Origin of the sequence: Bradyrhizobium sp. McL0616 (assembly GCF_049993385.1) — a bacterium.
In the GTDB taxonomy this organism is placed as follows: Bacteria; Pseudomonadota; Alphaproteobacteria; order Rhizobiales; family Xanthobacteraceae; genus Bradyrhizobium.
The window spans coordinates 3,216,609-3,237,931 of the sequence record NZ_CP188255.1 but is presented as its reverse complement, the minus strand read 5'-3'; the positions used below and the strand labels follow the sequence as shown (position 1 = coordinate 3,237,931).

24 protein-coding genes and 1 pseudogene are annotated in these 21,323 nt (G+C 63.8%); 13 read left to right on the top strand and 12 right to left on the bottom strand.

The window, feature by feature from the left end:
• Positions 1–6: 6 nt before the first annotated feature.
• From ACPPVR_RS15350 to ACPPVR_RS15325, 6 genes and pseudogenes are all read left to right on the top strand, one after another.
• Positions 7–216 (top strand): annotated as a pseudogene (locus tag ACPPVR_RS15350) (cupin domain-containing protein); the annotation flags it as partial.
• Positions 217–321: 105 nt separating this feature from the next.
• A complete protein-coding gene (locus tag ACPPVR_RS15345) occupies positions 322–1,089 on the top strand; it encodes an acyltransferase (RefSeq protein WP_426615032.1) in 768 nt (255 codons plus the stop codon).
• Positions 1,090–1,287: 198 nt separating this feature from the next.
• On the top strand, positions 1,288–1,905 hold the full coding sequence (rpsD, locus tag ACPPVR_RS15340; protein ID WP_426615031.1) for a 30S ribosomal protein S4: 618 nt from the start codon (positions 1,288–1,290) through the stop codon (positions 1,903–1,905).
• Positions 1,906–2,021: 116 nt separating this feature from the next.
• Complete coding sequence (locus ACPPVR_RS15335) at positions 2,022–2,249, top strand: hypothetical protein (protein WP_426615030.1); 228 nt, start codon at positions 2,022–2,024, stop codon at positions 2,247–2,249.
• Positions 2,228–2,530, top strand: coding sequence for a type II toxin-antitoxin system RelE/ParE family toxin (locus tag ACPPVR_RS15330; RefSeq protein WP_426615029.1), 303 nt, complete (start codon positions 2,228–2,230; stop codon positions 2,528–2,530). The genes ACPPVR_RS15335 and ACPPVR_RS15330 overlap by 22 nt, the downstream gene beginning before the upstream one ends.
• A gap of 32 nt (positions 2,531–2,562) precedes the next feature.
• Positions 2,563–3,630, top strand: a complete 1,068-nt coding sequence (locus tag ACPPVR_RS15325; RefSeq protein ID WP_426615028.1) for a threonine aldolase family protein — start codon at positions 2,563–2,565, stop codon at positions 3,628–3,630.
• Here ACPPVR_RS15325 and ACPPVR_RS15320 read toward each other — a convergent pair whose 3' ends face one another.
• Genes ACPPVR_RS15320 through grxD form a run of 4 tightly spaced genes read right to left on the bottom strand, consistent with a single transcriptional unit; the run spans position 3,631 to position 7,105 of the window.
• Entirely contained in the window at positions 3,631–4,893 is a 1,263-nt protein-coding gene (locus ACPPVR_RS15320) for a serine hydrolase domain-containing protein (protein ID WP_426615027.1), read from the bottom strand. It abuts the gene before it with no gap.
• Between the two features lies 1 nt (position 4,894).
• Complete coding sequence (locus tag ACPPVR_RS15315; RefSeq protein ID WP_426615026.1) at positions 4,895–6,181, bottom strand: serine hydrolase domain-containing protein; 1,287 nt, start codon at positions 6,179–6,181, stop codon at positions 4,895–4,897.
• Positions 6,182–6,220: 39 nt separating this feature from the next.
• Positions 6,221–6,775, bottom strand: a complete 555-nt coding sequence (locus ACPPVR_RS15310) for an O-acetyl-ADP-ribose deacetylase (RefSeq protein ID WP_426615024.1) — start codon at positions 6,773–6,775, stop codon at positions 6,221–6,223.
• Between the two features lie 3 nt (positions 6,776–6,778).
• Positions 6,779–7,105 carry a Grx4 family monothiol glutaredoxin gene (grxD, locus tag ACPPVR_RS15305; RefSeq protein ID WP_426615023.1) on the bottom strand — a complete coding sequence of 109 codons (327 nt, stop codon included), beginning with the start codon at positions 7,103–7,105 and terminating at the stop codon, positions 6,779–6,781.
• Between the two features lie 240 nt (positions 7,106–7,345).
• On the opposite strand from grxD, the gene egtB reads away from it, so the two are divergent.
• Positions 7,346–8,644: an ergothioneine biosynthesis protein EgtB gene (gene egtB / locus ACPPVR_RS15300; protein WP_426616113.1), complete on the top strand. Its 1,299-nt coding sequence runs from the start codon at positions 7,346–7,348 to the stop codon at positions 8,642–8,644.
• A gap of 52 nt (positions 8,645–8,696) precedes the next feature.
• Entirely contained in the window at positions 8,697–9,668 is a 972-nt protein-coding gene (egtD, locus tag ACPPVR_RS15295; RefSeq protein ID WP_426615022.1) for an L-histidine N(alpha)-methyltransferase, read from the top strand.
• A 9-nt stretch (positions 9,669–9,677) separates the two neighbouring features.
• On the opposite strand, the gene ACPPVR_RS15290 is transcribed toward egtD, so the two are convergent.
• Genes ACPPVR_RS15290 through ACPPVR_RS15280 form a run of 3 tightly spaced genes read right to left on the bottom strand, consistent with a single transcriptional unit; the run spans position 9,678 to position 11,825 of the window.
• Positions 9,678–10,295 (bottom strand): hypothetical protein, encoded by a 618-nt coding sequence (locus ACPPVR_RS15290; RefSeq protein WP_426615021.1) that lies wholly within the window; start codon positions 10,293–10,295, stop codon positions 9,678–9,680.
• 57 nt (positions 10,296–10,352) lie between these two features.
• Positions 10,353–11,546, bottom strand: coding sequence for a low temperature requirement protein A (locus ACPPVR_RS15285; protein WP_426616112.1), 1,194 nt, complete (start codon positions 11,544–11,546; stop codon positions 10,353–10,355).
• A gap of 42 nt (positions 11,547–11,588) precedes the next feature.
• Positions 11,589–11,825, bottom strand: a complete 237-nt coding sequence (locus ACPPVR_RS15280; RefSeq protein WP_008139419.1) for a BolA/IbaG family iron-sulfur metabolism protein — start codon at positions 11,823–11,825, stop codon at positions 11,589–11,591.
• Between the two features lie 175 nt (positions 11,826–12,000).
• On the opposite strand from ACPPVR_RS15280, the gene ACPPVR_RS15275 reads away from it, so the two are divergent.
• Positions 12,001–12,360, top strand: a complete 360-nt coding sequence (locus ACPPVR_RS15275; RefSeq protein ID WP_426615020.1) for a DUF427 domain-containing protein — start codon at positions 12,001–12,003, stop codon at positions 12,358–12,360.
• Positions 12,361–12,516: 156 nt separating this feature from the next.
• Here ACPPVR_RS15275 and ACPPVR_RS15270 read toward each other — a convergent pair whose 3' ends face one another.
• Positions 12,517–12,690: a DUF1328 domain-containing protein gene (locus tag ACPPVR_RS15270; RefSeq protein WP_035707576.1), complete on the bottom strand. Its 174-nt coding sequence runs from the start codon at positions 12,688–12,690 to the stop codon at positions 12,517–12,519.
• A gap of 184 nt (positions 12,691–12,874) precedes the next feature.
• Between ACPPVR_RS15270 and ACPPVR_RS15265 the strand changes: the two genes are divergently transcribed.
• A complete protein-coding gene (locus tag ACPPVR_RS15265; protein WP_426615019.1) occupies positions 12,875–14,062 on the top strand; it encodes an acyltransferase family protein in 1,188 nt (395 codons plus the stop codon).
• Between the two features lie 113 nt (positions 14,063–14,175).
• Here the strand turns inward: ACPPVR_RS15265 and purL are convergent, their stop codons facing one another.
• On the bottom strand, positions 14,176–16,386 hold the full coding sequence (purL, locus tag ACPPVR_RS15260) for a phosphoribosylformylglycinamidine synthase subunit PurL (RefSeq protein ID WP_426615017.1): 2,211 nt from the start codon (positions 16,384–16,386) through the stop codon (positions 14,176–14,178).
• A 183-nt stretch (positions 16,387–16,569) separates the two neighbouring features.
• Here purL and ACPPVR_RS15255 point away from each other — a divergent pair, with 183 nt between their 5' ends.
• A complete protein-coding gene (locus ACPPVR_RS15255; RefSeq protein WP_426615016.1) occupies positions 16,570–17,049 on the top strand; it encodes a PaaI family thioesterase in 480 nt (159 codons plus the stop codon).
• A gap of 75 nt (positions 17,050–17,124) precedes the next feature.
• Positions 17,125–18,051 (top strand): DMT family transporter, encoded by a 927-nt coding sequence (locus ACPPVR_RS15250; protein WP_426615015.1) that lies wholly within the window; start codon positions 17,125–17,127, stop codon positions 18,049–18,051.
• Positions 18,052–18,063: 12 nt separating this feature from the next.
• Here the strand turns inward: ACPPVR_RS15250 and ACPPVR_RS15245 are convergent, their stop codons facing one another.
• Both ACPPVR_RS15245 and purQ read right to left on the bottom strand, forming a co-directional pair.
• Positions 18,064–19,035, bottom strand: a complete 972-nt coding sequence (locus ACPPVR_RS15245) for a tripartite tricarboxylate transporter substrate binding protein BugD (protein WP_426615013.1) — start codon at positions 19,033–19,035, stop codon at positions 18,064–18,066.
• Positions 19,032–19,733 (bottom strand): phosphoribosylformylglycinamidine synthase subunit PurQ, encoded by a 702-nt coding sequence (purQ, locus tag ACPPVR_RS15240; RefSeq protein WP_426615011.1) that lies wholly within the window; start codon positions 19,731–19,733, stop codon positions 19,032–19,034. The genes ACPPVR_RS15245 and purQ overlap by 4 nt, the downstream gene beginning before the upstream one ends.
• Before the next feature lie 167 nt (positions 19,734–19,900).
• On the opposite strand from purQ, the gene corA reads away from it, so the two are divergent.
• On the top strand, positions 19,901–20,917 hold the full coding sequence (gene corA, locus ACPPVR_RS15235; protein ID WP_426615010.1) for a magnesium/cobalt transporter CorA: 1,017 nt from the start codon (positions 19,901–19,903) through the stop codon (positions 20,915–20,917).
• Between the two features lie 161 nt (positions 20,918–21,078).
• On the opposite strand, the gene purS is transcribed toward corA, so the two are convergent.
• The gene (purS, locus tag ACPPVR_RS15230; protein WP_148773046.1) at positions 21,079–21,318 is read right to left on the bottom strand and encodes a phosphoribosylformylglycinamidine synthase subunit PurS; all 240 of its coding nucleotides are present in this window, start codon (positions 21,316–21,318) and stop codon (positions 21,079–21,081) included.
• Positions 21,319–21,323 lie beyond the last annotated feature (5 nt).

The following is a 21,323-nucleotide window of genomic DNA, read 5'->3' as shown; positions in this document are numbered from 1 at the left end:
CGCCTTCACCGAGGAATTGAGACGGGCTATGTCCTGGAAGGCGAGCTCAATCTTCTGGTCGATGGGCAGCCGGATCAGACTCTGAAAGCGGGTGATTCCTGTCAGATCCCGGCGGGCGTCGTGCATGACGTCAAGGCTCACTGCGACAAATCATTGAAAGTGCTTGGAATTTACGTCGTCGACAAGACCAAGCCGCTGGCCTCGCCAGCGCCCTGATGCGGCGAACCGACCGGCCCCGGGCGGGTTGGTTCGTGCTAGAGCAGGCGGCGAGCGGGAGGTCCCCTCGCCGCACTTATTTCAGCCTGCGGGAACCGGAGAACGATGCGCGGTCAACCGAAGAACATTTCGCTGCCGCGCCGCCTGATTGTCGATCTCATGCGCGCCTCGATGGGCGTGCCGTTCGTCTCACTCTCCCGCCCGCTCAATATCCGCCCCCTGCTCGAGGCCCGCGCGACCACGGCCGCGCCGGCGGGCTGGGCCGCGATGTTCGTCAAAGCCTTCGCGCTGGTGGCCCGGGACGAGCCGATCCTGCGCACCGTCTACGCCAAATGGCCGTGGCCGACCCTTTATGAGCTGCCGAAGAGCGTGGCGCTGGTGGCGATCGCCCGGGTCGAGGACGGCGAGGAATGCGTTCTGCCGCAGCGGATCGCGGCGCCCGAGACCATGTCGCTGGCCGACGTTGATGCCCAGATCCGGCACGCCAAGACGGCGCCGATCGACGATGTCCCGATGTTCCGGAAGATCATGCGGGCGACCCGCCTGCCTTTGCCGCTACGGCGGCTGTCCTGGGCGGTGGGGATGAATTTCGGCCGGCAGCGGGGCAACTGGTTCGGCAGCTTTGCGGTGAGCTCCGTGGCCGCCTATGGCGGCGGCGAGCTCCATCCCATCACGCCGGGCCCCTTTATCGTCAGCTACGGGGTGGTGGAACCCGACCAGACCATCCATGTCGTGATCCGCTGGGATCACCGGGTGACTGACGCTGCCCCCATCGCTCGGGTCCTGACCCGGCTGGAACAGGTCCTGAACACTGAAATCGCTGCCGAATTGCGCTCGGCCGGGCCGAAGCCGATCCGGGCGGTCGGAGCCTGATTCCGGGACCATTCGCATTGACAGCACGGCCCAAACTCTCCTAAAAGCCCCCTGCTCGCGGGCCGATTTCGGCCCGCGAAGCGTTTCGCGACCCGTGGTCCTGTCCCCTATGCTTTGGGGATCGGACCTGTCGGTGCCGGGCTTGCCCGTCACACAGGAGGGCGCGTTTCCTCAAACCATGAACCCACAGAGGACGCGATGACTAAGCGCAGTGAAGCCAAGTACAAGCTCGACCGCCGTATGGGCCAGAACATCTGGGGCCGCCCGAAGAGCCCCGTCAACCGCCGCGAATACGGCCCCGGTCAGCACGGCCAGCGCCGCAAGGGCAAGCTCTCCGACTTCGGCGTGCAGCTCCGCGCCAAGCAGAAGCTGAAGGGCTACTACGCCAACATCAGCGAGCGCCAATTCCACGGCGTCTATGTCGAGGCCAGCCGCCTCAAGGGCGACACCGGCGAGAACCTGATCGGCCTGCTCGAGCGCCGTCTCGACGCGGTGGTCTATCGCGCCAAGTTCGTGTCGACGATCTTCGCCGCGCGCCAGTTCATCAACCACGGCCACATCAAGGTGAACGGCCGCAAGGTCAACATCTCGAGCTATCAGGTCAAGATCGGCGACGTGATCGAGGTCAAGGAAGCCTCCAAGCAGCTCGCCCACGTGCTGGAAGCCAGCCAGCTCCCCGAGCGCGACACTCCCGACTATCTGGAAGTCGACCACGGCAAGATGACCGCGAAATACATTCGTATCCCCGGCCTCTCCGACGTGCCGTTCCCGGTGCAGATGGAGCCGCATCTGGTCGTCGAATTCTATTCGCGCTGATAGTTTCGGCATATCAATCGCTCAAAGGCCCCGGTTTCCGGGGCCTTTTTGTTTGAGGCGGGCATTCACATGTCTCCGGCCAGCTGTGCTATGATTGTACGCAGTGGAGCCTGATCATGACGCGTCTTCTGGAAGAGGCTTTTAGCAAGGTTTCCGTCCTGCCCGATTCTGAACAGGACGAACTGGCGCGAGCCCTGCTCGAGCTGGCTGGCGTCGATCAACCGCCAATTCAGCTGACGGCGGCAGAAGATGCGGATCTTGCCGAGGCCGAAGCAGAAATCGCCCGCGGCGAATTTGCCAGTGCCGACGAGGTTCGTGCCATGTGGGCAAAGCACGGGCTGTGAACGTCCGCTACACCCGTCGGGCTCTTGCCCAGATCGACCAAGTCCTCACCTACATCGAATCGCGATCGCCGCAGGGAGCAGTCCACGTGCGCGACCGCCTTGCCGCTTTGATTAGGTTGCTCAAAGACCATCCCTATGCCGGACGGCAGACAAGCCGCGCGAACGTGCGCCGCCTCCCTGTAAACCCTTATCCCTATTTGATCGATTATCGTGTGACCCCGGCGGAAATCGTTATTATGCGATTTCGTCACGCCGCTCGGCGCCCACCCAGAACTCGCTGACAGTGAGTGTAATTGCTGCAAGGAGCAAGATCATGCTCTACACCCCTCCCCCGATCGATCCAAAGGCGCCGCCGGTGCGCATCAATCTGCTGTCGGACACGCAGACCAAGCCGACGCCTGCGATGCGCGAGGCGATGGCGCGGGCCGAGGTTGGCGACGAGCAGGTCGGCGACGATCCGACCGTGAACGCGCTCTGCGAGCGCGTCGCGACGCTGCTCGGCAAGGAAGCCGCCGTCTACATGCCCTCAGGCACGATGTGCAACGTCACGGCGACGCTGGTGCATTGCCGCCCCGGCGACGAGATCCTCGCGCATGAGAGCGCGCACATCATTGCGCGCGAAGGCGGCGCGCATGCCGCGATCGGCGGCTTCCAGGTCACACAATTGAAGGGACCCGACGGCCAGTTCACGCCGGAAACGTTCCGCAAGGCGCTGCATCCGCGCACGCGCTACCAGCCGCCGCAGACAGTCGTCAGCGTCGAACAGACCGCCAATATCGGCGGCGGCACGATCTGGAAGAAGGCCGCGCTCGACGAGATCGTCGCGATCGCGAAGCAACATGGCCTCGTCACCCACATGGACGGCGCGCGCCTCCTGAACGCCACTGTCGCGAGCGGCATCTCCCCGCGCGACATGACGGCGGGTTGGGATTCGGCCTGGATCGATTTCTCCAAGGGCCTCGGTGCCCCCATCGGCGGCGTGCTTGCGGGCACGCGCGCCTTCATCGACGCGGTCTGGCAGTGGAAGCAGCGCCTCGGCGGCTCGATGCGGCAGGCCGGCGTCTGCGCGGCCGCCTGCATCTACGCGCTCGACCATCACGTCGATCGTCTCGCCGACGACCACGCCAATGCACGCGCGCTCGCTCGCGGGCTGTCGCAGATCGCAGGCGTCGAGGTGCAGGAGCCCGAGACCAATCTCGTGTTCTTCAAGCCGGATGGCGCCGGCATTCCCGGCGACAAGATGGTCTCAGCACTCCGCCAGCGCGGCGTCACGCTTGCGACGATGGACGGCCGCATCCGTGCCTGCACCCATCTCGACGTCAACGCGGCCCAGATCGAAGAGATGATCGGCCACGTCCGCGAGATCGTCCGCGGGGCGTAATCAGCGCCCGATCGCCTGATAGATCAGCGTCTTCAGCGCGAGCTGAATCCGGCCGCGCTGCGACGGGGTCTGCACCATGAAGACCCCGAACAGATCGTCTGCGGGATCGATGAAGAAGAAAGTGCCGCCCACGCCATCCCAGCGATATTCGCCGAGCGGCCACGACGTGCCCTCCGGCACCGAGGTACGCACGGCGAAGCCGAGGCCGAATCCGCTCGATCCGCCCGGATAGTAATTCTGGTCACGCGCGATCTTGGTCTGAGGCCCGATGTGATCCGACGCCATCAGCGCAATCGTCTCGGGCTTGAGATAGCGCCGGCCTTCATATCTGCCGCCATTCAACAGCATCTGCGCGAAGCGGGCGTAGTCACCGACCGTGCCGACGAGACCGCCACCGCCCGATTCCCATTTCAGCGGCAGCCGGGGATCACGAACCTGCGTCGTCGGACTGATGTTGCGGTCCTCCGGCATCGGCTCGGCGATGCGTGGGAATTTGGCGGGATCAGCAACGTAGAACGCCGTCTCGGTCATGCCGAGCGGATCGAGCAGCCGCTCCTTCTCGAACTGGAGCAGCGTCTTGCCGGAGATCACTTCGACAACCCGGCCGAGTACGTCGGTAGAAGAGCCATAGTCCCATACCGTGCCGGGCTGTTCGACCAACGGCAGCGTGGCGACTTTTGCGGCGAATTCGGCGTTGGTGAGATTGCTGTGGAAGAGGTTGGCGTCGGCATAGAGCTCACGCACCTTGCCGCCGCCATAATAGCCGTAAGGCAGCCCCGAGGTGTGGCGCAGCAGGTCCTTGATTGTGACCGGACGATTGAGCGGCTCGAGCGCCAGTCCGACCTTGCCGTCCTCGGCCTTCTTCTCGACGCCGACCTTCATGTCGGCAAAGGCCGGGATGTATTTTGAAACGGGATCGTCGAGTGAGAGCTTGCCTTCCTCGACCAGCATCATCGCCATCACGGAGGTGATCGGCTTCGACATCGAGTAGAGGCGGAAGATCGTGTCCGCGCTCATCGAAATTTCGGTCGCGACGTCGCGGACACCGAAATTCTCATAATAGACCGGCTTGCCGTGCTGCTGGAGCAGCATGATCGCACCCGGAAACTTGCCGGTCGCGACCTCGTTGCGGATGTAGTCGGAGACTTTTGCGAGCCCTTCGGGCGAGAGCGTATGCGCGCCGCGTTCCTCGGAGCCTGCCTTCGCGCCGATTGCACCGAACAGAAGCACGAGCGCCGCGATCAGCGCGCGGCGCCCGCGCATGTTACTTCTCCATGGATTCATAGACCAGTTGCTTCAATGTCCGCTGCACGCGCTGGCGCTCGGTCGGGGTCTGCTCCAGCAGGACGAAGAACATGTCCTGCTTGGGGTCGATCACGAAATAGCAGCCTGACGCGCCGTCCCACTTCAATTCGCCGAGATCGCCGGGCGGCGGCGGTTTGGCATTGCCGGGATCGGTGCGGACCGCGAGCCCGAGGCCAAAGCCGAAACCGTCGCCGGGAAAGTAGAAATAGTCGCGGTCGACGCCCGAGTTCGGGCCGATCTGGTCGGTCACCATCAGCTTGAACGTCTCGGGCTTGAGGATGGTCTTGCCGTCGAGGCTGCCGCCGTTGAGCAACATCTGCGCAAAGCGCGCATAGTCGGCCATGGTCGAGACCATGCCGCCGGAGGCCGACTGCCACTTCTTGATAACGGTCGGATCGTTGATGCGACCGACCCGGAAATCGCTGTCGTTCGGCACCGGCTGCGCCAGCAATTTTTGCTTCTCGGGATCGGTGACGAAGAAGCCGGTATCGACCATGCCGAGCGGCACCAGCAGCTTCTCCCGTTCGATGTCGAGCAGCGGCTTGCCGGCCGCGACTTCCATCACGCGCGCCAAAATGTCGGTGGAATGGCCGTATTGCCAGAGCGCGCCCGGCTGGTTGTGCAGCGGCAGTTTGGCGATGCGCTCGGCGAACTCGGCGAGATCGAAATCGCCGGCGTAGATATTGGTATCCCGATACGCCTTGCGCACGAGGCTGTCGCCATAGAAGCCATAGGTGACGCCCGAGGTGTGCGTCATCAAATCGTGCACCGTCATCGGCCTCGTCGGCGGAACGAGATCGAGTGACTTGGTGCCGTCATCGGCCTTCTTCTCGACGCCGACCTTCACATTGGCGAATGACGGAATGTATTTCGAGACGGGATCGTCGAGCTTGATCTTGCCGTCCTCGAGCAGCTGCATCGCGGCCACGGAGGTGATCGCCTTGGTCATCGAGAACAGGCGGAAGATCGTCTTGTCCGTGATCTGAGCCTTGCTCACCACGTCCTGGACGCCGAAGGCCTCGTGGTAGACCGGCTTGCCGTGCTGCTGGATCAGCACGGTCGCGCCGGCGATCTTGCCGGTCGCGACCTCGTTCCTGAAGAACTCACTGACCTTGGCGAGCTTGTCCTGGTTGAAATGCGCGCCGGCCGGAATTTCGTAGCTGCCCTCCGCCCGCGCCAGCGATATCGCGCCGAGCGATACCAGTGCGCCGCAGACCAACGAGCGAAGTCCAAAATGTAAAATCATATCCCCTCCCCGGAACATGGCCGGAGTGTACTGACGGCGTCAGTCGGCACAAGGGCTGCTGTGCCGCACAAGCGCCTCGACATGGACATTCCCGCTCGGCTCAGAGAAGCAGCAAAACACGACGCGGGCGACAGATGGCGCCGTCGGCAGCGCATCGAGCGTCGTGCGGACGGCAACATCGGCAGCCCGATCCGCCGGGAAACGAAAAATGCCGGTCGAAATCGCCGGGAATGCCACCGAGGTCAGCTCGTGCTTGCGGCACAGCTCCATCGTGCGGCGATAGCAGGAGGCGAGCAGATCGTCCTCGCCCAGCGTGCCGCCATTCCAGACCGGCCCGACGGTGTGGATCACATGCGCGGCCTTTAGCCGATAGCCTTTGGTGATCTTGGCGTCGCCCGTTTTGCAGCCGTGGAGCATGCGGCATTCGGCGACCAGGTCAGGCCCGGCGGCCCGATGGATCGCGCCGTCCACGCCGCCCCCGCCAAGGAGCGACGTGTTGGCTGCGTTGACGATGGCGTCAACGCTGAGTGTCGTGATGTCAGCGACAATGACCTCGAGCTCCGCGCCGCCGATTCGGCGCGTCACCATGGTCAAGCCTCAGGCCGCGACGGCAACGCCCTTCTCGGAGAGGAGCTGCTGCAATTCGCCGGCCTGGAACATCTCGCGGATGATGTCGCAGCCGCCGACGAATTCACCCTTCACATAGAGCTGCGGGATCGTCGGCCAGTTCGAGAATTCCTTGATGCCATTACGCAGCTCGACGGATTCGAGGACGTTGAGGCCCTTATAACCGACGCCGATGTGGTCGAGGATCTGGACGACCTGTCCGGAGAAACCGCACTGCGGAAATTGCGGCGTACCCTTCATGAACAGAACCACGTCGTTCGACTTCACTTCGTTGGCGATGAATTCCGCGATGCTCATATCCGTTTCCTTCTGGGGCGGAGCCCTCAACAATCACGTCGGGCCGGCTCGGCCGATTTAACCCGATACCTGCCCATATATGTAGCCCAAACCGTTGTGCATCCAAAGTAAAATGGCGGCGAACACCCCCGGGGCGGCCTGTCCGGACGGCGCCGTTCCCATGGCATGATGGCACGAATATCATCACCGGGGAGGACTTTCATACCGTAACGGAGCCCCTATCTAGGACGAACCTTGGTTTTGGAACCAGGCAACGCCAACAACGTTCTCTTGTCCTGTCTGGAGAAAAACGTGACGAAACAAGCCTCCGCCCTGGCCGCCCCCGCGCTTTCGTCACCGTCCTCCGACCCGGGTCACCTCGCCCAGCGGCTTGAGGACGCATTTCTCGCCGTCCGCAACGAGACCGAACGCCGGGCCGCACCGCTGTCGCCCGAGGACCAGCAGATCCAGTCCATGCCCGATGCGAGCCCCGCGAAATGGCACCGGGCTCATACCACCTGGTTCTGGGAGCAATTTTTGCTCGGCGAGCATTGTTCGGGCTACCAGCCCTTCCACCCCGATTTCGCGTTCCTGTTCAATTCCTATTACGTCAGCGCCGGCCCCCGCCATGCCCGCAATCACCGCGGCGACATCACCCGGCCGAGCGCCGATCAGGTCGGCGCCTATCGCCGATATGTCGATACGGCGGTCGCAAAATTCTTCCGCGAGGCCGGCGAGGACAAACTCCGAGCCATCGCACCGTTGGTTGAGGTCGGTCTCAACCACGAGCAGCAGCATCAGGAATTGATGTTCACCGACATCCTGCACGCCTTCGCGCAGAACCCGGTTTACCCTGCCTACGATCCCGACTGGGGCTTCCCGGCCGCGACGCGCGGCGGAGAGGACTGGCTGACGCTGAACGAAGGCATCCACACCGTCGGCCATGTCGACGACAGCTTTCATTTCGACAACGAGAAGCCCGCGCATCGCGCCCTCGTTGGCCCGGTGAGGATCGCGCGCAGTCTCGTTACCAACGGCGAATGGCTCGCCTTCATGCGCGACGGCGGCTACGCGGCTGCGACGCTGTGGCTGATGGACGGCTTTGCCACCGTCAGCAGGGAAGACTGGCAGGCCCCGGGCCATTGGCGCGAGATCGATGGCCAATGGCACGTGATGACGCTGGCCGGGGTCAAGCCGGTCGATCCCGACGCGGCGGTCTGCCACATCAGCTATTACGAAGCCGACGCGTTCGCACGCTGGGCGGGAAAGCATCTGCCGACCGAGATGGAATGGGAGGTCGCGGCGCGCGCCGGCCAGCTCAACGACGCCTTCGGCATCGTTTGGCAATGGACCCGCAGCTCGTACTCGCCCTACCCCGGCTACCGCGCCATCGAAGGCGCGCTCGGCGAGTACAACGGCAAGTTCATGATCAACCAGCTGGTGCTGCGCGGCTCCTCGCTTGCGACCCCTGGCGGTCACAGTCGTGTCACATATCGCAATTTCTTCTATCCGCACCACCGCTGGCAGTTCACGGGACTGCGGCTCGCCGACTACTCGTAAAATTCTCATCCGACGACAAATGCGCGCCGGACAGCGCGTTCAGGAGAGTATCATGAATGTGCACGCCAGCGCTTTGGCCGAAGCCCATCTTCCCGACGAGCAGACCACCGCCTTTGCCCGCGAGGCTATCGAGGACCTGTCGCAGCAGCCGAAAAAGCTGTCACCGAAATATTTCTACGATGCGACCGGATCGGAATTGTTCGAGGCGATCACGCGTCTGCCGGAATATTATCCGACGCGCACCGAGCTTGCGATCCTGAAGGAGCGCGGCAGCGAGATCGCAAAGATCATTCCGGAGCATGCGGCGCTGGTCGAGTTCGGCGCAGGCGCAACCACGAAGGTGCGCCTGCTGCTCAACCACTGCAAGTTCGCGGCCTATGTGCCGGTCGACATCTCCGGCGACTTCCTGAAGGCCCAGGCCAACGGTCTGAAGCGGGATTTTCCGTCACTCGGCATCTATCCGGTGGCGGCCGACTTCACGACGCCGTTCGAACTGCCGAAGGCGGTCGCGACGATGCCCAAGGTCGGCTTCTTCCCCGGCTCAACCATCGGCAATTTCGAGCCGCAGGAGGCTCAGGCCTTCCTGAAGAGCGCCCGCGCAATTCTCGGCCAGGGCGCACAGATGATCATCGGCGCCGATCTCGAAAAGGAAGAGCGCCTGCTTCACGCCGCCTATAACGATGCGGCGGGCGTCACCGCCCGCTTCAACCTCAATGTGCTGGTCCGGATCAACCGCGAGCTCGGCGGCAATTTCGACCTTTCCGCCTTTACGCATGGCGCGATTTACAATCACGCGCGGCACCGCATCGAGATGCATCTGATCAGCAAGAAGAGCCAGACCGTACGCATGCTGGGCACCAGCTTCTCGTTCCGGCCGGGCGAGAGTATCCATACCGAGAACAGCTACAAATATAGTCTCGAGCGCTTCGCCGCGCTGGCGCAAGGCGCCGGCTGGCGGGTGCGCGAGAGCTGGACGGATGCGGCGAAGATGTTCTCGGTGCACGCGCTGGAGGCTGCGGAGTAAGACGCGCCCCTAGGGGCGCTCGGCCTTGATGGTCACGGTTGATGGCTTGCGAGCCTGACCGGCCGGGATACCGCCGATCGTCGTGATCAGAATAGCATTGCCGTCGATTGTGACCTCGCCATTCCAGCGGTCGCCAAGCGCGACGCTGCGGATGGTGGTGACATTCAATCGCTCGTAGCGCTTGCCTTCGCTGTCGAAGGCGCGGGCCGGTTCGGCCGTGAGAATATGCAGCGAATAAAATACGCCTGACCCACCGCCGCTGTAACTCGTGATGACGACTAGCAGCTTGTTCGCAGTCATCCCGATATAGCGATAGGCCTCTTCTTCGTTGAGAGTCTTGTCGCCCGGGCTGGCCCTGCTCTGTGCGATCCAGGTGTCGTTGCGCTTGATTGGATCAGCATAGAGATTGCTGCCGGTGGCGGCCTTGGCATCGATCGTGACGATGATGCTGCCGGAATCGGCGAGATCCCCGTCGCCCATATCGCGGAAAATGTTCGGCGGCACGGGCTCGCCGCCGACCGTAAAGTTTTGCCGGAGCTCGTCGATCGGACTCAGGCCTGCGGCGCTCGCAATCGGTGTGGCCAGCGCTACACAACATGCCAGCAGAAGCGTCAGCCGAAATCTCACGGAAACCTACGTCGCCAGGAGTGGTTCGTCGTTAGACGCCTCCCCGCCGCCGTCGGTTCAATGCTCTTCCGCCTCCTCCGGCTTGGACCCCAGCGACACCGACTCCCACACCGCGACGACAATCATGATCACGCTCGTCGCAACCGACAGCCAGAGCGGCGACAGATCGGCGGCGAACCACCACAGCGCCAGCAGCAGGATAATGCCGATGCCGTGCGAGAGCTGGAAGAAGCCGCGGATCGAGTGCTTGAAAAGGATGGTGCCGACCAGGAACACCAGCGGCCCGCCGATCGTGCTGACGATGGTCCTCATGTCGGAATGCCCGTTCGGGTGCTTCAGCACCAGTTCGTCCGCGATCGCGGTCAGGATGATGCCGGCGACGATTGGCATGTGCAGATAGGTATAGGCAAGCCGCGCCAGCCGGCCGGATTCGGCGGTCGTCGAAATCCGTTCGGAGCCGGCTTCGGCGCCCTTGTGGAAATAGACCCACCACATCGCGATGCTGCCAACCAGCGCCGAGACGAAGGCCAGGATGTTGTCCGCGGTCCAGTCCAGCTCGGCAAAAGTCGCGCCGTTGACGACGACGGCCTCACCGAGTGCGATGATGATGAAGCCGGCGCAGCGCTCGGCCATGTGGCCGCCTTCGACCGCCCAGGCCTCGACCGACGAGAACCCCAGCTTCGGGACCCAGAAGCGAACGGCCGGCGAGACATATTCGATCGTCAGCGCCAAGATCCAGAACCACAGCCTTTCCTCGCCGTGCGCCAGGCCACCGAGGATCCAGAAGATCGCGGAACCGCAGAGCCAGACCAGGATGCGGATCGCGTTGTGCCGCACCGCGGTGCGATGGCGTGGGGTTGCGACCAGCCAGAAGGCGGTGCGTCCAACCTGCATGGTCGCATAGGCAATGGCGAACCAGAGGCCTCGACCGTCAAAGGCGGTCGGGATCGTCGTCGACAGCACCAGGCCGCCCAGCATCATCAGGAAGATCAGGATGCGGACCGGCGTCAGCTCGGGGTTGAGCCAGTTGGTGACCCAGGCGGTGTAAACCCACACCCACCACACTGCGAGAAACAGCAGCGTGACCTCGACCGCGCCGAGCGGCGTGAAGTGATGCAGCAGCGTGTGCGAGACCTGGGTGATCGCGAACACGAAGACGAGGTCGAAGAACAGCTCCGCATTGGTGACGCGGCTGGGCTGGTTCGGCACGATCACGCGAAACATCGCGCCGCGCGGATTGTCCGCAGCCATCGTCATCCCCCCTTCGCGCGATCAGGTCAGGTGCTCGTCAGATCAAGTGCCCGGCACCCCGGTTTGCAGCGCCAGCGCATGCAGCACGCCGCCCATCTGGCCCTGCAGCGACTGGTAGACGATCTGGTGCTGCTGGACACGGGACTTGCCGCGGAAGGATTCCGAGATCACGGTCGCGGCGTAGTGGTCGCCATCGCCGGCGAGGTCACGGATCGTCACCTCGGCATCGGGGATCGCTGCCTTGATCATCGCCTCGATATCGTGGGCGTCCATTGGCATTCGGGTCTCGCTCCTGTCTCGTCGAATCGTCGCCGGGGTCCCCGGACCGGCGGGGCCAAACTTAGCGTGAACGGTCTTCTAGGTCACGCACCGACCTACTATATTCCCGCTTCCCGCAGGATAAAGGCACGACATAGTGCCGCGCACGGCAGATTGATCGAAAAGGCATGAAATCATGAAGCTTCCCGGCCCCGACCACCCCATCACCATCACCCAAAACCCCCGGCGCGTCCGTGTGACGGCGGGCGAGATCGTGATCGCGGAGAGCACCAAGGCGCTGACGCTGAAGGAGGCCAAATATCCGGCGGTGCAATATGTGCCGCGGGCAGATGCCAACATGGCGCTGCTGGAGCGCACCGAGCGCACCACCCACTGCCCCTACAAGGGCGATGCCAGCTATTACAGCATCAAGGCCGACGGCAAGACGCTCGACAACGCGATCTGGACCTACGAGACGCCCTTCCCCGCGATGACCGAGATCACCGGCCATCTCGCCTTCTATCCGGACAAGGTGAAGATCGAGGAAGTGGGGTAGTTTCTCATCGATACCATACCGTCATGGCCGGGCCATAGCCGTCCAAAGGACGGCGTCGCTGGCCCGGCCATCCACGTCCTTGGTAGCTGCTGACACGAACGACGTGGATGACCGGGACAAGCCCGGGCATCATGACCGCGCGTAGGATCAGCGTGGCTACGCCCTGAATATCGTGAGCCCCAGCACCAGCAGCACCAGGAAGATCACGACGAACACGTAAAACAGGAAGCGGGCAATGTCGGCGGAGGCGGCCGAGATGCCGGTGAAGCCGAGCACGCCGGCCACGATCGAAACCAGTAAGAAGATCAACGCCCATTTCAGGATCGTCATCACCAGCTCCACAACTTTGGCCACCACGAACGGCGGCCCCTCACCCGTTACGGGAACGCTAACTTCGCTGTGCGGAACTGGTTCCTGACCGCACTGCAGAAGACGTTCGTGGCACAGACTGCCCTTGCTGAATCGAGTTCCCGGTTGCAGAGTCCGGCCGGGAAGAAGCGCGACCGGGGCGGCCATGATCACGATGTCACATTCTGCGACGGTCGGTGCAGAGGTTCACGCCGCGCCAAAAAGCAAGGCGCGCAATTTGTCGCTCGACCGCGCGCGCACCTTCCTGACGCTGGTGGTGCTGCTGCATCACGCCGTCATTCCCTACACCTATTTCGGCCACACCGACCCGACCTCCTGGATCGGCTTCGACGTCGTCGTGCTCGCGACCGACAGTTTCTTCATGGCGATGTTCTTCTTCCTGTCCGGACTGTTCACCTGGCCTGGCATCGCGCGCAAGGCACCGTCGGTGTTCCTGCGCGACCGCCTGCTGCGGCTGGGGCTGCCATTCGCGATCGCGGCCCTCACGGTCATCCCGCTCGCCTATTACGCGATCGCGCTGCGCCAAAATCCCGAGCTGACCTTTGCCGCGTTCTGGTGGAAGACGGTGACGGTGGGACCGTGGCCGAGCGGGCCGATCTGGTTCGTGTGGGTGCTGCTTGCTTTCGACCTCACCGCAAGCCTGCTGTACCGAATCTCGGCGCACCTGGTCGATCCCGGCAACCGCGTCTCGCTTCGCGGGTTCGAACAGCCGGCCGCATTCTGGCTGACACTGGTCGTCGTCACCCTCATCGTCTATGTGCCGGCGCTGCTCTATTTCGGCGGCAACAGATGGTTCGAGTTCGGACCATTCTCGGTGCAGGCGAGCCGCATCCTGCTCTACTTCGCCTATTTCTTCATTGGTGTCAGCGTTGGTGCTGCGAATTTCGATCGCGGCATTCTCAGCGCCGACGGCCAATTGCCGAAGAACCGCTGGCTGTGGGTGGGCGTCACGCTGATCCCCTACTGCCTGATGTGGGTGATGATCTACGTCAAGCGTGAGATCCTCGGCAATCCCGACCCGCAGCCGCATTGGTACCAGGCGATCTACGGCACGTTCTTCGTGCTGTTCTCGGCCTCGATCCTGCTCGCGATCCTCGCCTTCTTCCTGCACCAGAAATCACCGGGGCCGAACCTGCTCGACCGCATGCAGGCGGACGCCTATGGCATGTTCCTGGTGCACTACCCGATTGCGCTGTGGCTGCAATATGCGCTGTTCGACTACGAGCTTCCAGCAATCGTGAAGGCCGCGATCGGCTTCGCGCTCACGGTGCTGCTGAGCTGGAGGCTGACGGCGGCGTTACGGAAGATTCCGGGGGCTTCGCACGTGCTGTGAGGCACACTCTCTCAACTCGTCATTGCGAGCGTAGCGAAGCAATCCAGAATCCCTCCGCGGAGATAGTCTGGATTGCTTCGCTACGCTCGCAATAACGGAGAACGTGGCGGCGATCAGGCCGCCTTCCCGCCCATATACTCCGGCAGCCAGCGCTCGAACGAGGTCCGCAGCGTGTCGATCGCAACCGGCGCCTCCCCCGCGATCGCGATCGCGTCGCCGCCGGTGGTGCCGATCCGCACGCAGGGCACCTCGCAGCCGCGCATCTTGGCGAGCACGCGGCCGGCCTCCGTTTCCGGCACGGTGACGAGATAGCGCGCCTGGTCCTCGCCGAACCAATAGGCTTGCGGGACGAGCGACGTCGGCGCCGCGAGCAGTTTTGCGCCGATGCCGCTCGCCATCGCCATCTCGGCAAGTGCGATCAAGAGGCCTCCGTCCGAGAGGTCGTGCACCGCGGTCGCGGTGCCCGCATGGATCATGCCGCGCACGCAGTCGCCATTGCGCTTTTCGGCGGCGAGATCGACCGGCGGCGGAGCGCCCTCCTCGCGACCGCAGATGTCGCTCAGATAGACGGACTGGCCGAGCCAGCCATGGGTCTCGCCGATCAGCAGGATCGCCTCGCCCTCGGCCTTGAAGGCGAGCGAAGCCGATTTGGTGAAGTCGTCGAGCAGGCCGACGCCGCCGATCGAGGGCGTCGGGAGGATCGCGCGGCCGTTGGTCTCGTTGTAGAGCGAGACGTTGCCGGACACGACCGGGAAGTCGAGCGCGCGGCAGGCTTCCGAAATGCCCTTCAGGCAGCCGACAAACTGCCCCATGATCTCGGGCCGCTCCGGATTGCCGAAATTGAGATTGTCGGTGATCGCGAGCGGCTTGCCGCCGACGGCCGTGATGTTGCGCCAGGCTTCCGCCACCGCCTGCATGCCGCCCTGATAGGGATCGGCCTCGCAATAGCGCGGCGTGACGTCGACGGTCAGCGCCAGCCCCTTCGGCCCGTCCTGCACGCGCACCACGGCGGCATCGCCGCCGGGACGCTGCATGGTGTTGCCGAGGATGACGTGGTCGTATTGCTCCCAGACCCAGCGCTTGCTGCACATGTCCGGCGTGCCGATCAGCTTCTCCAGCGCCGCACCGACGCCCATCGGCGCCGGCACCTCGCGCGCGTGCACGACCGGCAGCGCGGCGGAGGGGACGTGCGGGCGGTCATAAAGCGGCGCCTCGTCGCCGAGTTCCTTGATCGGCAAATCGGCCATGACGTCGCCGCCATGCTTGACCACGAAGCGCTTGCTCGGCGTGGTGTAGCCGACCACCGCGAAGTCGAGCCCCCACTTCTTGAAGATCGCCTCGGCTTGCTTTTCCTTCTCCGGCTTGAGCACCATGAGCATGCGCTCCTGGCTCTCCGAGAGCATCATCTCGTAGGCGCTCATGCCGGTCTCGCGGGTCGGCACCGCGTCGAGATCGAGGTCGACGCCGAGGTCGCCCTTGGCGCCCATCTCGACCGCCGAGCAGGTCAGGCCGGCCGCGCCCATGTCCTGGATCGCGATCACGCAATCGGCTTCCATGATCTCGAGGCAGGCCTCGAGCAGCAGCTTCTCGGCAAAGGGATCGCCGACCTGCACGGTCGGGCGCTTCTCCTCGGACTTGTCATCGAATTCGGCTGACGCCATCGAGGCACCGTGAATGCCGTCCCGCCCCGTCTTGGAGCCGAGATAGACGATCGGCATGTTCACGCCGGAGGCCGCCGCATAGAAGATCTTGTCGGTATCGGCGAGGCCGACCGCCATCGCGTTGACGAGGATGTTGCCGTCATAGCGGGTGTGGAAGCGCACTTGGCCGCCAACAGTCGGCACGCCGAACGAATTGCCGTAACCGCCGACACCGGCAACGACACCGGAAACCAGATGCCGGGTCTTGGCATGTTCCGGCGCGCCAAAGCTCAGCGCGTTGAGGCAGGCGATCGGACGCGCGCCCATGGTGAAGACGTCGCGCAAGATGCCGCCGACGCCGGTGGTCGCACCCTGATAGGGCTCGATATAGCTCGGGTGGTTGTGGCTCTCCATCTTGAAGACCACGGCCTGGCCGTCGCCGATGTCGATCACGCCGGCATTCTCGCCGGGGCCCTGGATCACCCAGGGCGCTTTCGTCGGCAGCCCCTTCAGATGAATGCGCGAGGATTTGTACGAGCAGTGCTCGTTCCACATCGCCGAGAAGATACCGAGCTCGGTGAAGGTCGGCTCCCGCCCGATCAGCTTCAGGATGCGCTCATACTCGTCGGGCTTGAGCCCGTGGGCGGCAACCAGTTCCGGGGTGATCTTGGGTTCGTTCTTCATGGATTCGGGGCTTTCGGCGGCGGTTGGCCGTTCTTAGGAACATCGAGGGCTCACGAAAAGCCCTTTATGGCGCATTTTACCGCTGTCCCACGTTTTGCGGTCGGGGGATGCGGGAACAGGAATTGCAACGTACGGACGGATCGGATTTAAGGACTAAAGACCCGTAATTGAAGGCCCATTTCCTTGCACGAATTGACCAAAGCGCCCCCGCCCCGCCGCCCCGATCTGCACATCGCCACCGAGGGCGAATTTACGGGTTGGCGAACCTGGATTCGCGACAGTTTTGAGAGCCATATCGGCCCCTTCTGGCACAGGATCGAGGATGACGGCAGCGTCCGCTGCGCCTTCCGGGTCGAGAAAAAGCACCTCAACGGCGGCAAGAACGTCCATGGCGGCTGCTTCATGGCCTTCGCCGACTATTGCCTGTTCGCGATTGCCACCCACGAGTTGGACGGTCCGGCCGTGACCACCAATTTCGCCTGCGATTTCCTCGACGCAGCACGCGAGGGCGAGCTGATCGAATGCACCGGTGAAGTATCCCGCGCCGGCGGCTCGCTGATCTTCCTTCGGGGCAAGCTGACCTCGGGCGGACGGCCGCTGTTCACCTTTTCCGGCACGATCAAGCGGGTGAAGCGGAAGCCGGCACTGCAGGCAAACGCATAGCTCGGCACCTTCCCTTTTCGCGCCCCCTCGCCCACAGTTGCAAAAAGCGCCTTTGCGCGGGGGAGCAAGACCAAGGTGCCGCAGAGCACATCGTCGTCCATCGTAGCCACCGGCGCGCGCAACTGGCGTGACTATGCGCTCTTGTTCGCGCTCGCCTGCTGCTGGAGCTCGACCTATCCGCTGGCCAAGCTCGCGCTGGACACCATCCCGCCGATCACCTTCATCTCGGCGCGCTCGCTGATCGCGGCGGCCTTCCTCTTCGCGATCCTGTGGATGCGCGGCGTCAGGGTCCCCACCGACGCCAAGGCCTGGAAGCTGTTCGCGACCCAGCAATTGATCAACTCGACCTTTCCGTTCCTGATCATCACATGGTCGCAGCAATATGTGCCGGCGTCGAACACGGTGGTGCTGGCCTCGACCACGCCGATCTTCGCCTTCCTGATCACCTCGCTGATCACCCGGCACGAGCCGGCAACGCTCCTGAAGCTCCTGGGCGCGATCCTCGGTCTCGCCGGCACAATCGCCATCATCGGGCTCGACGCATTGCGTGGCTTCGGAAGCGAGATCGTGGCCGAGATCGCGATCCTGCTCGCCACCATCTCCTTTGCCTGCGCGACGATCTTTGGCCTGCGGCTGTCCGAATACGACCCGATGGTGGTGGCGGCCGGCTCGCTGCTGTTCGGCGGCCTCCTGCTGCTGCCGCCCTCGCTCATGATCGACCAGCCCTGGACGCTGCACCCGACGCCAACGGCGATCACAGCCACCATCGTCATGGGAATCGTTTCGAGCGCGCTCGGGCTGATGCTGTTCTACATGTGCCTGGGACGGCTCGGCACGCTGACGACCAACGCGCAAGGCTATCTGCGCATCCCGATCGGCGTGGGCTTGTCCGTGCTGCTGCTTGGCGAGAGCGTGCCGTCGAACCTCGTGCTGGGACTGGTGCTTGTCATGGCGGGCGTCGCAGCCATGACGGTACCCGCCGAACGGCTGAAGCTGCGGTAAAGCGAAGCGTTGCTACTTGGCGTCGTCCGCCAGCAGTTTCCGGTATTTCTCGACGTCGCGCGTCACAAGCTGCTGAAGCAGCTCCGGCGTGTGCTCGTTGTCGTCGGGTGCAACGGTCGAGAGCTCGGCAAAGCGCTTCTTCACCGCGTCGGACTCGACAGCGATGCGCGCGGCAGCATTCAGCCTGGCAATAGTGGCCGGCGGCGTGCCTTTCGGCGCGAACAGCCCGTTCCAGCCCTGCGCCTCGAATTCGGGCAGTCCCGCTTCGGCAGAGGTAGGCAGATCGGGCGATGTCGCGAGCCGCACAGTCGAGCCGACCACGAGCCCCCGCACCAGCTTCTCGTTGATCGACTGCGAGACGGAGGCCGCCGCATCACAGACGCCGTCGATCTGGCCGCCGATCGCATCGGTCAGCGCAGGCGATGCGCCGCGATAGCCGACCAGCGTGGCGTCGATCCCGGCCGCCGTGACGAAGCTCTTGCAGATCAGGTAGTTCGACGAGCCGACGCCGGCATGGCCGAGATTGATCTTGCCGGGGTTTGCCTTGGCGTAGGCGATGAACTCCTTGAGGTCCTTGGCCGGAAAATCCTTGCGCAAAGCAATGATGCCGAACGTTTTCGCCACCATGGCGATGGGCACGAAGGAATCCGGCGTGAACGGCAGTTTTGGATAGATCGTATAGGTCGCAGCATTGGTGCCGGCATTGCCGATCGCGATGGTGTAGCCGTCAGGGTCGGCGCGAGAGGCGCGCGCCAGCGCGGTCGAGCCGCCGGCGCCGGCGACGTTCTCGATCACGATGGTCTGGCCGAGCGCCACGCCCATCTGCTCGGCGACGGTGCGCGCGATGACGTCCGACGTGCCGCCGGCTGCGAACGGCACGATCATGGTGATCGGACGCTTGGGAAAATCCTGCGCGAACGCAGCGGTCGCGAGCGACAACGCCGCAAGCGTGGCGAGACACCGCTTCAGCACGAATGAAATCACGCGGCCTTGTCCAGATGCTGGACCAGGCCTGCGAACAGGCCGCGGCCGTCGGTGCAGCCCATGATGTCTTCGACGTGGTTTTCCGGATGCGGCATCATGCCGAGCACGTTGCCCTTGTCGTTGACGAGGCCGGCGATGGAATGCGCCGCGCCGTTGATGTTGTGGCTCTCGTCGACCACGCCCTCGGCGGAGCAATAGCGATAGAGCACCCGCCCGTCGCCTTCGAGCCGCTTGACCGTCTCGTCATCCGCTTCGTAATTGCCTTCGCCATGCGCGACCGGCACGCGGATCACCTGGCCCGCATTGTAGCCGCGGGTGAACGGGGTGTCGGAGCGCTCGACGCGCAGATGCACGTCCTTGCAGATGAATTTCAACCGCGCATTGCGCATCAGCACGCCGGGCAGCAGGCCGGATTCGCAGAGGATCTGAAAGCCGTTGCAGACGCCGAGCACGAGCCCGCCCCTGGCGGCATAGTCGCGCACCGCGTCCATCACCGGCGCGCGCGCGGCAATTGCGCCGCAGCGCAGATAATCGCCGTAGGAGAAGCCGCCGGGCACGACCACGAGATCGGTGCCTACCGGCAGCGACGTCTCGGCATGCCAAACCATCGCCGGCTCGTGGCCCGAGATCAGCCTCAACGCGCGCGCCATGTCGCGCTCACGGTTGATTCCGGGAAAGACGAGGATGGCGGCTTTCATGATTCAGGTTCCAACGGGTGGGGGAATCGGGTTGGCCCGCGGGCCAAATCGTGAAGAGACATAGCCATTTGACGGGGATTTTACCAGTGCTAGCCTTGCCGGGCGGCCTTGTACACAGACCATAGCCACGGCACGTCTGCTCAACGATTTTGCCCGGGATTGAAGCCATGAATGTCCCGTCGCTGCCCGCATCCCAGTCCGAACCAGTGGCCTCCGAGGGCGTCGTCGCTGCCGGTGCCTATGTCGACGGCCGGCGCGTCGCCAACATCGCCGTTAGCGAGGCCTCGAGCTGGCGGGCCAAGCCCGGCCATGTGGTCTGGATCGGGCTGCACGAGCCCGACATGGCGCTGCTCGGCGCGGTGCAGAAGCAGTTCGATCTGCACGAACTCGCCATCGAGGACGCCAACAACGCCCATCAGCGGCCCAAGATCGAGCAATATGGCGAGGCCCTGTTCATCGTCGCGCGCACGGCGCAATTGATCGAGGGCCGGATCGCCTTCGGCGAGACTCACATCTTCATCGGCGACGGCTATCTCGTGACCGTCCGCCACGGCGCCTCGACCTCCTACACCGCGGTGCGCGAACGCTGCGAGAGCTGCCCCCGCGCGCTGGCGCGCGGCGTGGACTACATCCTCTATGCGATCCTCGATTTCATCGTCGACAATTATTCGCCCGTGCTCGAGAGCATTCACGAGGAGGTCGAGCAGATCGAGGACTACGTGCTCTCGAACGCGATCACCAAGGCGCAGATCGAGCGGCTCTACATGCTGCGCCGCGACTTACTGCGTCTGCGCAACGCGATCGGGCCGCTGGTCGAAGTCTGCCGCCGGCTGGAGCATGACGAGCTGTCGATGGTGCGGCCGGCCATGCAGACCCTGTTCCGCGACGTCACCGACCACGTCCGCAACATTCAGGAGCGCATCGATTCCATGCGCGAGGTGCTGGCCTTCGCCTTCGAAGCGAGCCTGCTGGTCGGCCAGGCGCAGGAGACGGCAGTGTCGAAGAAGCTCGCCTCGTGGCTTGCGATCCTCGCCGTGCCCACCGCGGTCGCGGGCATCTACGGGATGAACTTCAAATACATCCCCGAGCTGCAATGGGAGTACAGCTATTTCGTCGTCATGGGAATGATGGCGCTCGCCTGCCTTGGATTGTACTGGCGCTTCCGCCGCGTCGGATGGCTGTGAGGCGCTGCCACTTCCACGATTGCGTCCAGTCCAGCTCCTCATCTGAGGAGCGCGCTCTTCGCGCGCATCTCGAAGGATGAAGGCCGAGGTGCGAGAGCCGGGCCCGCATGGTTCGAGACGGCGCTTGCGCGCCTCCTCACCATGAGGGTTTACGAGGCGGCTCAGACGATCTCGACCCGATAATTCTCGATCACGGTGTTCGCCAGGAGCTTGTCGGCGGCATCCTTCAATGCCGCCTCCGCCTTGGCCTTGTCGGCGCCGGCGAGCTCGATGTCGAACACCTTGCCCTGGCGCACGCTGGCGACGCCGTCGACGCCGAGCGACTTCAGCGCGCCTTCGATGGCCTTGCCCTGCGGATCAAGGATGCCCGTCTTCAAGGTAACGGTGACACGTGCCTTCACGTCGA

Excerpts from the sequence above, each read along its gene's own strand:
- ACPPVR_RS15345 (WP_426615032.1), top strand. The coding sequence starts at position 322 with ATGCGCGGTCAACCGAAGAACATTTCGCTGCCGCGCCGCCTGATTGTC.
- rpsD (WP_426615031.1), top strand. The coding sequence starts at position 1,288 with ATGACTAAGCGCAGTGAAGCCAAGTACAAGCTCGACCGCCGTATGGGC.
- ACPPVR_RS15335 (WP_426615030.1), top strand. The coding sequence starts at position 2,022 with ATGACGCGTCTTCTGGAAGAGGCTTTTAGCAAGGTTTCCGTCCTGCCC.
- ACPPVR_RS15325 (WP_426615028.1), top strand. The coding sequence starts at position 2,563 with ATGCTCTACACCCCTCCCCCGATCGATCCAAAGGCGCCGCCGGTGCGC.
- ACPPVR_RS15320 (WP_426615027.1), bottom strand. The coding sequence starts at position 4,893 with ATGCGCGGGCGCCGCGCGCTGATCGCGGCGCTCGTGCTTCTGTTCGGT.
- ACPPVR_RS15315 (WP_426615026.1), bottom strand. The coding sequence starts at position 6,181 with ATGATTTTACATTTTGGACTTCGCTCGTTGGTCTGCGGCGCACTGGTA.
- grxD (WP_426615023.1), bottom strand. The coding sequence starts at position 7,105 with ATGAGCATCGCGGAATTCATCGCCAACGAAGTGAAGTCGAACGACGTG.
- egtD (WP_426615022.1), top strand. The coding sequence starts at position 8,697 with ATGAATGTGCACGCCAGCGCTTTGGCCGAAGCCCATCTTCCCGACGAG.
- ACPPVR_RS15285 (WP_426616112.1), bottom strand. The coding sequence starts at position 11,546 with ATGGCTGCGGACAATCCGCGCGGCGCGATGTTTCGCGTGATCGTGCCG.
- ACPPVR_RS15280 (WP_008139419.1), bottom strand. The coding sequence starts at position 11,825 with ATGCCAATGGACGCCCACGATATCGAGGCGATGATCAAGGCAGCGATC.
- ACPPVR_RS15275 (WP_426615020.1), top strand. The coding sequence starts at position 12,001 with ATGAAGCTTCCCGGCCCCGACCACCCCATCACCATCACCCAAAACCCC.
- ACPPVR_RS15270 (WP_035707576.1), bottom strand. The coding sequence starts at position 12,690 with ATGACGATCCTGAAATGGGCGTTGATCTTCTTACTGGTTTCGATCGTG.
- ACPPVR_RS15265 (WP_426615019.1), top strand. The coding sequence starts at position 12,875 with ATGATCACGATGTCACATTCTGCGACGGTCGGTGCAGAGGTTCACGCC.
- purL (WP_426615017.1), bottom strand. The coding sequence starts at position 16,386 with ATGAAGAACGAACCCAAGATCACCCCGGAACTGGTTGCCGCCCACGGG.
- purQ (WP_426615011.1), bottom strand. The coding sequence starts at position 19,733 with ATGAAAGCCGCCATCCTCGTCTTTCCCGGAATCAACCGTGAGCGCGAC.
- corA (WP_426615010.1), top strand. The coding sequence starts at position 19,901 with ATGAATGTCCCGTCGCTGCCCGCATCCCAGTCCGAACCAGTGGCCTCC.